8 protein-coding genes and 1 pseudogene are annotated in these 14,249 nt (G+C 53.2%); 7 read left to right on the forward strand and 2 right to left on the reverse strand.

The window, feature by feature from the left end:
• From RT340_RS16170 to arnF, 5 genes and pseudogenes are all read left to right on the forward strand, one after another.
• Positions 1 to 398, forward strand: a pseudogene (locus RT340_RS16170) (bifunctional UDP-glucuronic acid oxidase/UDP-4-amino-4-deoxy-L-arabinose formyltransferase); the annotation flags it as partial.
• Positions 395 to 1,279: a 4-deoxy-4-formamido-L-arabinose-phosphoundecaprenol deformylase gene (gene arnD, locus RT340_RS16175; protein ID WP_211728925.1), complete on the forward strand. Its 885-nt coding sequence runs from the start codon at positions 395 to 397 to the stop codon at positions 1,277 to 1,279. The pseudogene RT340_RS16170 and the gene arnD, both read left to right, overlap by 4 nt.
• Before the next feature lie 31 nt (positions 1,280 to 1,310).
• Positions 1,311 to 2,972, forward strand: coding sequence for a lipid IV(A) 4-amino-4-deoxy-L-arabinosyltransferase (gene arnT / locus RT340_RS16180; protein WP_313377110.1), 1,662 nt, complete (start codon positions 1,311 to 1,313; stop codon positions 2,970 to 2,972).
• Positions 2,969 to 3,301 (forward strand): 4-amino-4-deoxy-L-arabinose-phosphoundecaprenol flippase subunit ArnE, encoded by a 333-nt coding sequence (arnE, locus tag RT340_RS16185; RefSeq protein ID WP_034829847.1) that lies wholly within the window; start codon positions 2,969 to 2,971, stop codon positions 3,299 to 3,301. Before arnT ends, arnE begins: the two co-directional genes overlap by 4 nt.
• On the forward strand, positions 3,298 to 3,672 hold the full coding sequence (arnF, locus tag RT340_RS16190; protein WP_097117907.1) for a 4-amino-4-deoxy-L-arabinose-phosphoundecaprenol flippase subunit ArnF: 375 nt from the start codon (positions 3,298 to 3,300) through the stop codon (positions 3,670 to 3,672). Before arnE ends, arnF begins: the two co-directional genes overlap by 4 nt.
• Before the next feature lie 86 nt (positions 3,673 to 3,758).
• Here the strand turns inward: arnF and RT340_RS16195 are convergent, their stop codons facing one another.
• Positions 3,759 to 4,865, reverse strand: coding sequence for an alpha-hydroxy acid oxidase (locus tag RT340_RS16195; protein ID WP_313377113.1), 1,107 nt, complete (start codon positions 4,863 to 4,865; stop codon positions 3,759 to 3,761).
• A gap of 184 nt (positions 4,866 to 5,049) precedes the next feature.
• Complete coding sequence (locus RT340_RS16200) at positions 5,050 to 6,393, reverse strand: MFS transporter (protein WP_211728926.1); 1,344 nt, start codon at positions 6,391 to 6,393, stop codon at positions 5,050 to 5,052.
• Positions 6,394 to 6,966: 573 nt separating this feature from the next.
• Here RT340_RS16200 and RT340_RS16205 point away from each other — a divergent pair.
• Together RT340_RS16205 and RT340_RS16210 are read left to right on the forward strand one after the other, a co-directional pair.
• Positions 6,967 to 12,516, forward strand: a complete 5,550-nt coding sequence (locus RT340_RS16205) for an autotransporter outer membrane beta-barrel domain-containing protein (protein ID WP_313377116.1) — start codon at positions 6,967 to 6,969, stop codon at positions 12,514 to 12,516.
• 320 nt (positions 12,517 to 12,836) lie between these two features.
• On the forward strand, positions 12,837 to 14,249 hold a 1,413-nt coding region (locus RT340_RS16210; RefSeq protein ID WP_313377118.1), incomplete at its 3' end, for a sugar porter family MFS transporter.

The following is a 14,249-nucleotide window of genomic DNA, read 5'->3' on the forward strand; positions in this document are numbered from 1 at the left end:
TCGACGGTGGTGCACAGAAGCGTTGCTTCACTGACATTCGCGATGGTATCGAAGCGTTGTTCCGCATCATTGAGAACAAGAACAACAACTGCGACGGTCAGATTGTCAACATCGGTAACCCGGAAAACGAGGCGAGCATCAAAGAGCTGGCGGAACGTCTGCTGGCAAGCTTCGAACGTCATCCGCTGCGCGACCAATTCCCGCCGTTCGCCGGTTTCCGCGAAGTAGAGAGCAGCAGCTACTACGGTAAAGGTTATCAGGACGTCGAGCATCGTAAGCCGTCAATCAAAAATGCGCGTCGCTTGCTGGACTGGACGCCGACCATTGAGATGGATACCACGATCGATAACACGCTGGATTTCTTCCTGCGCACCGTTGAGTTGCAGGATAAGCCATGAAGAAAATTGGTTTGCGCGTAGATGTTGATACCTGGCGTGGAACCAAACTCGGCGTTCCGGCGCTGCTAGAGCAGTTTAGCCTGCATCAGTTGCAGGCCAGTTTCTTCTTTAGCGTTGGGCCGGATAACATGGGGCGCCACTTGTGGCGCCTGATGAAACCGCGCTTCTTATGGAAAATGCTGCGCTCGCGCGCAGCTTCACTCTACGGCTGGGATATTTTATTGGCTGGTACGGCCTGGCCAGGACGTGAGATTGGCCGCGGTCTGGAGGAGATCATCAGCGCCACAGCCGATCATCATGAAGTCGGTCTGCACGCCTGGGATCACTTTGCCTGGCAAACCTGGGCAGGCGTGTGGTCAGAAGAAAAGTTGCTGGAACAGATTTCGCGTGGGAAAGCCGCACTGGAAGCGATTATCGGTGACGCTGTCACTTGCTCTGCCGTGGCCGGATGGCGGGCGGATGGCCGCGTTGTCGCCGCTAAGCAGACCTTCGGTTTCAGCTATAACAGTGATTGTCGTGGTACTGGACCCTTCTTGCCGCGTCTGCGTGATGGCAGCTTAGGCACGGTGCAAATCCCCGTGACATTGCCTACCTGGGATGAAGTCGTCGGACAGTCAGTTAGCGCCGCTGACTATAACGATTTCATTCTTGAGCAGATGCTCGCAGCCGAAGGATCGCCGGTGTACACCATTCATGCTGAAGTTGAAGGCATTATCGGTTCTAAGGCGTTTGGCGAGTTGTTAACCCGCGCAGAGCAACAAGGCATTCACTTCTGTCCTCTGAGCGAGTTGTTACCTGACGATCTCAGCACACTCCCGCAGGGCAATCTGGTACGTGGGCATATACCCGGACGCGAAGGCTGGCTGGGCTGCCAGCGCTAAACGTTAACAGGAAACTTTATAGGAACCACGGATGCGTACAGGCACCAAAACGGCGCTGCTCCTGGCGCTTTTCGCGCTTTATTATCTTATCCCGATCGAATTCCGCGCCTTATGGCAGCCGGATGAAACCCGCTACGCTGAAATCAGCCGTGAAATGCTGGTTAATGGCAATTGGGTGGTACCGCACTTCTTTGATTTGCGTTATTTCGAAAAGCCCATAGCGGGTTATTGGGTCAACAATATCGGCCAGCTCCTGTTTGGCCATACCAACTTCGGTGTACGCGCCGGTTCGATTTTTTGCACCACGCTCAGTGCAGTGCTGATTTATTGGCTGGGCCATCAGATGTTTGCCAGCCGGAAAATCGCACTGACCGGCAGCATCATTTTTCTCACTTCGCTTCTGGTGTATGGCATTGGCACTTACGCGGTGCTGGATCCTATTCTGCTGTTGTGGATGGTTGCCGCAATGTGCAGCTATTGGCTGGTGGCGCAAGCTTCTACTACGCAACAGCGTCTCTGCGGTTATGTGCTGCTGGGCGCAGCCTGCGCGATGGGCTTTATGACCAAGGGCTTCCTTGCGCTGGCGGTGCCGGTATTGGCGATAGTGCCCTGGGCGATTTGGCAAAAACGCTTCGGCGAGCTATTACGCTGGGGACCTTTGACGATCATCGTTGCCGCACTGCTCAGTGCGCCGTGGGCGCTGGCCATTTATCGCCAGGAAGGGGATTTCTGGCATTACTTCTTCTGGGTTGAGCATATTCAGCGCTTTGCAGAGAAAGATGCACAGCACAAAGCCCCCTTCTGGTATTACCTGCCGGTGTTGCTGGCGGGATGCCTGCCGTGGCTGGCGCTGCTGCCGGGCTCACTGATGGGCGCATGGCGCCAGCGTCGTCAACATGCGGGAGCCGTTTACCTGTTAAGTTGGGTGATCTTGCCACTGCTGTTCTTTAGCATCGCTAAAGGCAAACTGCCGACCTACATTCTGCCGTGCTTTGCACCTTTAGCACTGTTGATGGCGCATTACGCCCACAGTGGTTCTGCACAATTAGTGAAGGTGTTTAAAGTTAATGGCTGGATAAACCTGCTGTTTGGCGCCATAACCACCTTAGTCCTGTTGGTGGTGGTTGCGCCATGGGGATTGGCGCACAAGCCCGTTTATACCCATGATGAAATACTGCCGTTAATCTGTGGCGTACTGGCCTTTGCCGGCTGGGGCATTATGGGGTGGTTCAGTCTCAAACCGGGTGCCTGCCGTTGGCAACTGGCGGCGCTTTGTCCGTTAACGCTGGCGCTACTGATCGGCTTCGCGATACCGCAGAAGGTTAGTGACTCCAAACAGCCGCAGAGTTTTGTACAGGCTGTGCATCATCAACTGGCAGACAGCCGTTATCTGCTGGCTGACAATCCTGGCATCGCGGCTGCGGTGGCATGGGAAACTGAGCGCAGTGATATCACTTTCTATGATGCCAAAGGCGAACTGCAATACGGTCTTAGCTATCCCGATGCGAAAACGCGCTATGTTGATGGCGCAGCATTTGCTGACTGGCTGCGTGAACATCGTCGCCATGGCAAAGTGTCCGTGGTGATGATGCTCAACTCGGGCGAGAACGGGCCTGACCCTGCAATGCCAACGCCGGATGACGTTTATCGTCAAGGTCGACTGGTCTATTACGGTTATAACGCGACACCATGAACCTGTTGCTTATTCTTCTGGTCAGTTTGTTGAGCTGCGCCGCCCAGCTTTGTCAAAAGCAGGCGGCGTATCTGGGGATGCGCCACGGCAAGAAGCAGCTCATCTTGTGGATTGCGCTGAGCCTCTTTTTGCTCGGCGTGGCGATGTTGCTATGGCTGCTGGTATTGCGTGTGGTGCCGGTCAGCGTGGCCTATCCGATGCTGAGTCTCAACTTCGTGTTGGTGGCCATAGCAGCTAAGTTGATCTGGCGTGAGACATACACCTTGCAACAATGGTTCGGTACGCTGGCGATTGTTGCCGGGGTCGCGCTGATGGGGAGCCACCTATGAAAGGGGTGATCCTCGCACTGTGTAGCGTGCTGCTGGTGTCGCTGGCGCAATTGGTCCTGCGTGCCGCGATGCTACATTTCCCGCCATTGACTGCAATCCTTAGCCCGCAATTCTGGCAGCATCTGCAGCCGCTGCTCCTGCTCGGTCTGGGACTTGGTGCGTACGCATTATCGATGCTGTGCTGGATGCTGGCGCTACGTCATATGCAGCTTAACCGCCTCTATCCGTTGCTGAGCCTGAGTTATGTGCTGGTGTGGCTGGCAGCTATTTCGTTGCCAATGTTCGGTGAAGCCTTCCGCTGGAGCAGTTTTGCCGGTGTTGTATTGATTGTGTTTGGATTGTTGTGCGTTTCACTGCCGCGTAAACCTTAGCCGCAGAACGTTAGATGTGACCGGCGATCCCCATGGAACCAAAGCGGGGACCACATTTCGTCGACGAGCAACATGGCGTGACACTGTCACCTTATCAGGCGTAAATGCTTTTCACTGAGGTCAGCGAGCGAGGGTGCACCCAGCATGCCCAGATCGCGACTGACTTCATTAGTGATAAGGTCAATGGCCCACTCAACCCCCGATGTTCCGCCTACTGCACTTGCATAGTTAAAAGGCCTGCCAACAAAGCAGGCCCTTGCCCCCAGCGCCAATGCTTTGATGGCGTCGGTGCCACGTCGGATGCCGCTGTCCATCATCACCGTCATATTTCCCGCAACGGTGACAATCTCGGGCAGGACACAAATCGGCGGGATCACCGTATCCAAATGACGACCGCCGTGATTCGAGACCACAATGCCGTCGATGCCAATGGATCTACAGCGCAATGCATCATTTCGACTCAGAATGCCTTTAATAACCATCACGCCCGTCCAGCGCTGACGAATATGTTCGATATGCTGCCAGGTGAGATGGCTGCGCCCACTGAAGTCACGCACGGCATTTTTGGAAAACAGCGGTGCGCCACGCACTGCGTTGTTGTTCTCGAAATAAGGTATGCCCGAGGTCAGTAAGGTTTTCAACAGTGTGCCGTAAAGCCAGCGGGGATGGGTGACGCCTTGCCACGCCAAGGCCAGACTGGGGCGGAATGGCGTGGAAAATCCGGCGCGCACGTTGTTTTCCCGGTTAGCTTTGACCGGCGTATCCACCGTCACGACCAGTACGGATATGCGCGCTCGCTTGACGCGATCCACCAACGCATCAATCTCTTCCAGCGTCTTTGGCAAATAGGCCTGGAACCACATCGCCGGATTAGCCGCAGCCACGTCCTCCAGTGGAATCAACGAGGAACCGCTCATAATAAAGGGCACGTTCTTGCTCGCCGCTGCCCGCGCTAAAGCAATATCGCCCTGAAAACCGGTGATGGCAGAGATGCCCATCGGCGCATTACCCACAGGCGCCGCATAGCGATGCCCAAACAGATCTACCTCAGTATTACGTTGCGACACATCGACCATGTTTTCAGGTATCAGGCCGTAATGAGCATAGGATTGCTGAATGTGATGGAGCGCAATGTTGTCCTCAACACCACCGGACACAAGCGAACAGCGGATGGGGCAGACGCTTTTGGGCATATTTCTCGAAATCATTTAACGAGAGGCAACGTTGATACAGTTTGCGCATGGGCTAGCGATTCAGCTGTGAGGATAAAGAAGAGAAAAGTCATGCTATTGCAAGAAGGGGGTCTGGCAAATGCTTTAAATGGCATTGCATAACTGAATAAAGCATATGGGCGCACCTTAGTGCGCCCATCGTTAATTAATGTTGTTCCCAGGTATGATATTCGCCATCACGTCGGCCTGGAGCCGTTTCAGGCAATCGCAGCAGGCCTACAACGGAAATCACCCCTAGTACTGCAACATACAGCGCCAGGCCATACCAGTGCCCATCGGTGGCCTGCAGGATTTTCACCGCGACTAAGCCAAGCACGCCACTGCCAATTAACGATCCCACCTGCCAAATCACTGCAATGCCGCTGCAGCGAATATGCGTCGGGAACAGTTCCGGGAACCAGGAAGCCTGTGGGGCGTAGCACATACTGTGGCCCAGCGTCAGCGCGACAATCATCGCAATTTGCGTTAGCCAGTAGCTGTTTTGGGACAGGGCATAAAAGAACGGCACGATGGAAATCACAATCAGCAGTGCACCCATCATGTATACCGGTTTGCGACCGATCTTATCGGATAACGCCCCCATCAGCGGAATGGCAAATACCTCGAGTATCACAGCCACAATCATGCTGTTCATCAGTATGCCGGCGTCGAGATTGTTGGCTTTGCCCCACGCCAGGATAATCACCGTGAAGAGGGCAAAGGCGCAAGCTTCAATTAATTTAGCCGCCACACCATTGATGACTAATTTCGGATTACCGCGAATCACTTCTTTTAACGGACGCGATTCGGCGGCCTTGGTTTCGCGAATGGCGGCGAACACTGGCGATTCATCGATGCGCAAACGAATAAACAATCCTACGATGACCAGCACTGCGCTCAGTAAGAAGGGCACGCGCCAACCCCAATCCATCATTTGTTCCGCGCTCAGGGAGGCATTAAGAATTGCGAACAGTGCCAGCGGCAGCAGGAACCCAACCGGCGCACCGATTTGTACCCAGCTGGCAAAAAAACCACGACGTGATGCTTGCGAATATTCTGCGGTCATCAGGACCGCGCCAGCTTGTTCGCCGCCCACGCCAAAACCTTGCATCAGGCGAATAGCGATCAACAACACCGGTGCCCAGATGCCGATCTTTTCATAGGTTGGCAGCAAGCCAATACAAAAAGTACCGAGACCCACTATCAGGATGGTGGCCACCAGCGCTTTTTTACGTCCCACTTTGTCACCAATATGGCCAAAAACGATGCCGCCAATCGGCCGGGCGAGGAAGCCAACGGCATAAGTTGCAAACGCGGCGAGGGTGCTGATCAAAGGGTCGTGGCTGGGGAAGAACAGGTGGCCAAAAAACAGCACTGCAGCCGTGCCATAGGCAAAGAAATCATAATATTCCGCCGCGGTGCCAATCGCCGAAGCACTGGCGACACGACGAATGAGTGAGGTGTGATTTCCCTGTGCCGTTTGGGTCTGAGTAAAAGTGGAAGATGCCATAGTCAAAATCCTGCAGGTTTATAATTTTAGACTACCATACAAGGATGTTTGTTGCGCGAACGATCACAAATTTAAGATGGCGAGAATTTACATCCTCGCTTTGATTCCTGCCTTCGAGAATCGACAGCATATCAATTTTGAGTCAATTATTTCCGACCCGCTACAGCGCTGCGATTATTAATCTTCATAACGTTAATATTCAAAATAGAACGGATCTATTTCACTGGGGAATCGTTTTTTCTGTTATCGGCGAATATCGATAATAAGAATATATAAACCTCAATAAACCCAGTAATGAATGGACTTTAAATTTAGTCTAATGCATTGATATAAATGAAGATGAGCCCATTAAAATTATTCCGTTTTACCTGCTGATTTTCAAGGGTTAATTCTTAATTTGACTTAAATTTCCCTGTTCACCTTAACTCCAGCTAGACGTTTTCTTTACGAAATGGTGAGATAACTCGACATAATGCACTCTCCATTCTTGTTCTCACGTTTATTAAACCAATCGTCATGCGCGGTATTAGTTTTTGCCGCGCGAAAAATATTATTTTCTCTCTGGAGGAAAGGATGTTATTTAAATTAAAACCGCTGGTTATCAGTTTGCTGGCTGCACAAGGCATTATGATTCCTGCGATGCAAACCAATGCCGCCGTTATTCAACCCTTTGACCCTGCGAAAAATGACAACAAAGTGGGGGTGTTTTGCGTGTGCAACGGCAGCACACAATCGCTAACGGGGTTGCCGCAATTTACGCCGGGTAAAAGTGGCGAATTGCAGGTCTCCATTGGCGAGTTACAGGATCAAGGCCGGTTGGTGACAGATAACAACTTATTAGGTAAAGAGAGGTTGAGCTTGGGGGTGCAGGATTTCACGATCTCCGTGCCTAATGAGGATCACCGCTCTTACAGCAATTTCCAGACTTACAACACTGCCGCGTTAAGCAATCTCGCGCCGGTCGATAGCAGCACCCTGGTCACCGATTTCGAAGAGGTGAAGAATCAGCAGTACATTGATGCGCGTGTTGCCTCAGTGAGTAATGGCACTATCAACGTACAACTAGGCACTGAGGGAGCCAGCACGGTGGCAAATGGTTGGGAGATGGCGGCAAAGCAGAGCCGCTTATTCACTGCCAGCAACAAAGGCAACATGAACTGGGATTCGGATAACCGTATCACATCCACCGCGACGCAGATTCCTGCCGTGTCGCGATGGGGTCTGAATGTGGACAATCTGGTGGCGTATAACGGCGCATTTAGTGTGACCAGCCTCTATGGCGATACCACCGACTTTAACGTGACGTCGTTGAGCGACCTGCAAAATTACAACGACTGGCTGATTGAGCAACTGCAGAATGGCCAAATTAGTTCCGCTGACTACAACAACAAATTTAATAAAGCAGTGACGCTCAGCAGCGGGCAGGTGGTGTGGGGAGTGAATACCCCGGATGACGATGAAGCTTTCCTGCCAATAGGCGAGCGCGTGGTGCTCAGCGCTGACGGTGCCAATGCGCGTGCCACTATTGAGGCAGGAAAAACCCTTGAGGTGTCGAATGCCAACGGCGGAGCGATGCGCGCGGACAATGGTGCCACCGCAACCATTAACGGCAAGTTAGCGAGTACCGCTAGCGGAATCACCGATAATGATGCCCTGGTATTAACCAACGGCAGCAGCGGCATCAACAACGGTGTGATTAATAGTGGTTTCTTTAATAACGCCGATGGGAGTGGCATTGATACCAGCACGCTCGGCATTAACGGATTAGCGGTGAATGCCAGTGATAGTCACTTTATCAACAACGGCATTATCAACAGCGCGGGATCAGCCGTTGTGCTGGATAACAGCGAAGGGGTGAATAACGGCACCATCAATCTGGTCGGCGACAACGGCAGTGCAACAGCGGTGACGCTTAGCGGCGATGCGAGCACCTTTACTAACAACGGCACAATCTATCTTGGCCGTACGCCGCAAAATCATCCCGGTGATGCAACGTCTGACATTATGCTGGATAGCGCCACCGGTATCCTTCAGTTGGGTCGCAACAGCGCAGTCAACAACGGCCACATCATCATGGGTTCGGGCGTACAAAGCGGCGCGGCGATGAGCGTGTCTGGCGGCGCGGATGCCGTCACCCTGAATAATGGCGTCATTGATGTCAATGGTCGCGGCACTGGACTGGCGGTGATGGACTCTGGCAGCGGCGGTCAGGTGGGCAATGCCGGAGTGATTAACCTGAATGGCGATAACGGTACCGGCCTGTTGGTGACGGCGAATGACGGTGCTCTTTCGCACGCCTGGTTGAGTGGCCCAATCAGTATTGCTGGCAATGCAAATGTCACGGAAGGAACACGTAACACCGCAGTATGGGTGAAGGGTATCAATAGCGGCGTCGCTTCGGCGGAGATCACCGGACCGATCACCTTAAACGGAGTTGGCGCGATTGGGATACGCGCGGAAGGCAATGCCACGGTGAATGTGTCGCAGGCGGCTCTACCCACGGGTAATAGCGGTGCCGATCAAATCACCTTTCTCGCTATGGGGCCGAACGCAAAAATTTTACTGCCCGAGAATGGCCACTACGGCGTAACGGGAAATAACGCATCCATCTTTCGTGTGCAGGATGGCGCGAGCTTTGATGGCAGTGGCATGACGTTAACTTCAAACGGCAACTTTTCCACCGCCGTCCTGGACAGTGGTGATAACACCACGGTCAGCACTGGCAATGCCATCTTTAATCTCGGCGAAAATGGCATCGGGTTGCGTATTGAGGGTGCTGCGCAGGGCACGATTGACGCTGCAACTACCGTCAATATGAATGGCATACATAGCATCGTGGCACAGGTACAAGGCAATCGTACCGACTTCAATGGCAATATTACCAACTCCACAACGCTGCCTTACACCAACACGCTGCTGACTAACAATGCCAATATCTATGGCTCGCAGGATCGGCAGATTGGTTTTATTGCCAGTAGCTCTGGGCAGCTGATCAATAACGGTGATATCGCACTGGAAGGCAGCAACACGGTGGGGATTGGCTCGCTCGGCGGGAATGCCACCAACAATGGCACTGTGTCGATCACGAATGGCAGTAGCGGGCTTTACACCGAGGGTTATACCTATTCGGTTGGCGCTCGTGCGACCAACAACGGCGCGATCAATGTCTCCGCCGGCAATGCCAGCGCGACACAGGCTTCCGTGGGCGGCGTAGCTTTTGGGGACGCAGCTTATTTCTACCAAAATGGCACCATCAATCTGTACGGTGAACATGCGGTGGGTGCGCAGGCGGGCAATGGCGGAACGGTAGTGATTAGTGAAGGCAGTCAAATTGCATTCCATGCTGCCAATCAAATCGGTTATCAGGCGCTTGAAGGCTTTAGCAGCATTAGCAACAGCTCCAATTTGACGACGGATGCGGAGAACATCTCGTTACTGAGTGCAGGCGACGGCGGCTATATCAATAACCAGGGTACCGTCACCGTCAATGGCAACAACAGCCGCGCGGTTGCACTGACGGATGGCGGCCTTCTGATCAACAGTGGTTCGATTTCCGCTTATAAAGGTGTGGCTTTGGATGCCTCATCAGGAGCGTCAACTTATCGGCAAAACAGTGGACAGATCTATTCCGAAGGGACCGCTGCCATTCGTGTTGGCAATGGCGGTTCGCTTAACATTATTGGTGATGGGCAAGGTGAACAGTACAACAGTTACAGCAGCAATATCTGGTCCAGCGGTGACGCAGACACGGTGGTGATTGATAACGGTGCCGCAGGGTTTATCGCCGATCATGTGGAATTGAGTGGTGCCCGTAATCTTATTAATAACCGCGCTGAAACCAGCAATATTGCACTAAATTATGTGCGACTGGACGTCATGGGCGGTAATGGCATTCGCTCGGCAACGTCGTTCGGCTATGACGACCATGTTTATATCAACGTCAGCAGCAACAGCCTGACCAACGCGCCCGGCATCGGCTATCTGTTTGCTAATGAAGATGGTTCTGTCACCCACAACGATTTGACCCTCGGTCCCAATTACACCATTTTCCTTTCGGGTGCCAATACTACCGGCGTACGCGCTAATACGACCGGCAGAGTGATCAACGAAGGCTTTATCGGTGTGTATGACTTTAGTGGCGGATCGGCGATTGTCACTGACACCGCCAGTGAAGTGATTAACCGGGGCAGTATCGTCTCAAACAGTAAAGTCTCACCGGTGATTGATCTGCGCGGAGGTCAAACACTGTTTATCAACCAGGGGCAAATCAGCGCCACCTTCCCGGATATTGAGGTGGTGGCGGGCGGCGCGACCAACGACCGCATTGCACTGATGTCAGGCAGCGTGGTGGGGGATGTGAATACGGGGGCCGGTAACGACATCGTGCAGGTGTCCGGCGGCACGCTTAATGGCAGCGTGACAATGGGGAGCGGTACTAACCAGGCGCTGGTGGAGAAGGTTGATATGGCCAATACCCGGCACATCACCACGCAGAATGGCGCAGGCAGCACGCTCTATTTTAATGACATCAATGCGCGCGGCGGGTCATTTAGCGCCGATGACCTGAGCAAAGGCACCAACCTTGGCGGTGGCTGGAGCACCATCAACTTCGATAACACTCAATGGACGTTGACCGATAACCTGAAACTGGCGCACAGCACTATTAATATCGGCGAAGGCTCAACGGTGTATGCGGGCGACGGCGTCAATCCACTGCTGAGTGGCGCCACCGACGGTTCGCTGGTAGTGAATAATGCCGGTACGCTGGATCTGACTAATGGCAATGGTGTTCCGGGCAACACGCTAACCATCGATGGGGATCTCAACTCAGCTGGCGGACGCGTGAAGCTCAATACGCAAATTGATACAGGCGTCAGTGACAGTGTGCGTGTGAATGGCAATACCAGCGGCACCACTCTGCTGGATGTTAACCCGACGGGGAACCGTCTGGCGGTGATGACGCCTGAACAGGGCATTGCACTGGCGCAGGTAACCGGCAATGCCAGTGCTAACAGCTTCGCGCTGGCAAAAGGCTATGTCGCCGCGGGTCCTTATCAATATGGTCTTTACAGCGGTTCTAACGGAACCGGTCAGGATTTTCGTCTCGCGAGTAACTTTGTCAGCGATGCAGCAGGTAATGCGGTGCGCCCACAACTTACGCCTCAGATGCCATCTTATATTTCTGCGCCGGTCGGGCTGGCCTACTACAACATGGCGGTGATGGACGATCTTCATAAGCGACTGGGAGAGCTACGTCAGGATTCAGGCAGCAGCGCGGGCAATGGCGGTGAGATGTTTATCCGTTATCTGGGTTCCAATCTCACCTACAAGACGGATCGCAGCCTGAGTCAAAACGGCTACGATTTCGATCTTGATTACAGCGCAGTGCAACTGGGCGGCAATCTGATTCATCTTCAAGGCGCCAGCGACAGTTTGCGAGCCGGAGTGGCCTATACGCGCGGTAATGCCCGTATTCGTCCTGATGCAGCGGACGGTTACAGCTCGACCACTTTCGATAGCGATACCTTGTCGCTGTACGGCACCTGGCTGCGTGACAGTGGCTTCTATGTTGATGGGGCACTGTCATTCGACTGGCATCGTGGCGATACCGATATTGCGCGGCAAAAAGAGGTGGGCAAACTGAAAGGCAATGGTTGGGGCGCCTCACTGGAAACCGGCTATCCGTGGCAGTTGGGCAATGGCGTACGTATCGAACCGCAGGCGCAGTTAATGTACCTGCAACTTAACATGGATGATCTGATGGATCGGGATAACACACGTGTCAGTTGGGGCAATTATGATCAAACCATTGGCCGCGTGGGCGCGCGTTTGGATCGCACCTGGCAAGATACAGTCGGCCAGCAATATACGCCTTATCTGCGCACCAGCTATACGCGTGGTTGGGGAGGGGCGGCCACTACGCGAGCGGGCATTAACGGCGGCGCGGACAGTGTCAGTTTCGACAGCGGGAAGTTCGGACAGATGTGGGATGTGGGCATCGGTGGTACGGCCGCGCTAAAAGGGAATCTCTCATTGTATGCCGAGGCCGACTATCGTCAGGAAATTGACGGTAACGGTACGAAAGGCTGGCGCTATAACGGCGGGGTTCGCTGGCAATTCTGATCGCGTTTACCTTACGCCAATACCCATTGGCGTAAGGTTTTTCTTATTTCCTCTCTCGAATGTTTAAATACATACACGCCGCTATTAATAAACATTGCCCACCTCAATCCAGGGTTATTCGAATCCATCTTCGCCTCTCACTCTTTAAATTAACGCTCCCTTTTGATGTTTAACCATCAAAATAAACCAGCCAGAATGATTGATATCACATTTCGGAAAATGAATTTCAAATAAAAATTAACATGAAATAAAAATACCGATAGCGTCATTTTCTGTTTTGTTCTGCTGTATTTCCAAATGCGTTTTTACCAGGAGAGGTTATGGAAAAAGAACTGTATATCTCGACCAATACCGCGTCAGGCCCGAATAGCGTGACGCGAACTGAGCCTTTTGTGAAGATTATTGCGCTGGTGGCAACGCTCGGCGGATTATTATTTGGCTACGATACTGGGGTGGTATCGGGTGCACTGTTATTTATGCGCAGTGACCTGCAATTAACGCCCTTCACCACGGGCCTGGTGACCAGCTCGTTACTGTTTGGAGCCGCATTCGGCGCTTTACTGGCCGGACATTTCGCCGATGCCATGGGCCGGCGCAAAATCATCATCACTCTGGCGTTTATTTTTGCCCTTGGCGCAGTCGGTTCAGCCTTTGCGCCGGATGTTGTGTCGATGATTATGTCACGACTTTTCCTCGGCATTGCCGTGGGCGGTGCTGCGGCGACTGTGCCGGTGTATATCGCTGAAATCGCGCCAGCCAATAAACGCGGCCAACTGGTGACCTTACAGGAGTTGATGATTGTATCGGGTCAACTGCTGGCGTATGTCTCGAATGCAACCTTCAATGAAATCTGGGGCGGTGAACATACCTGGCGCTGGATGCTGGCACTCTCGACTGTTCCCGCCGTGCTGTTGTGGCTGGGCATGATTTTTATGCCAGAAAGCCCGCGCTGGCTTGTGATGCGAGGCAATATCCGCGAAGCCAGGCATGTGTTGGAGAAGACCCGTGCAGCAGACGATGTTGAGTGGGAGTTAGAAGAGATTGAAGAGACCATTGAAGAAAACCGGCAGAAAGGTAAAGGTCGGCTGCGCGATCTGCGTACGCCCTGGCTACGTAAGGTGTTTCTGTTAGGTATTGGTATCGCTGCCATCCAGCAGTTGACCGGCGTGAACACCATTATGTACTACGCGCCGACCATGCTGACAGCAACGGGGCTGAGCAATGATGCCGCGCTGTTTGCCACCATTGCCAACGGCGTCATTTCCGTGTTGATGACCCTGGTCGGGATTTGGATGATAGGCAAAATCGGTCGTCGACCGCTGGTGCTGGTGGGACAGATGGGCTGTACGGCTTGCCTGTTCTTTATTGCCGCCGTGTGCTTCTTCATGCCGGAATATCTGGCAGGCGGAGAGGTCAATCTGCTGCGTGCCTATCTGGTATTGACTGGCATGCTGATGTTCCTGTGTTTCCAGCAAGGCGCACTTTCCCCGGTGACCTGGCTGCTGCTTTCGGAGATCTTCCCGGCGCGCATGCGTGGGATCTGCATGGGCGGCGCGGTGTTCGCCCTGTGGATGGCCAACTTTGCTATTTCAATGGCATTTCCAATATTGCTGGCTGCTTTTGGTCTTGCAGGCGCATTCCTCACCTTCGCGATCATCGGTATTGGTAGCGCGATGTTTGTGCTGTGCACAATTCCTGATACGAGAGGGCGCAGTCCTGAACAGGTAGAGAAT

The organism is Pantoea sp. CTOTU50773 (genome assembly GCF_032082325.1).
Taxonomy (GTDB): Bacteria; Pseudomonadota; Gammaproteobacteria; order Enterobacterales; family Enterobacteriaceae; genus Pantoea; species Pantoea communis.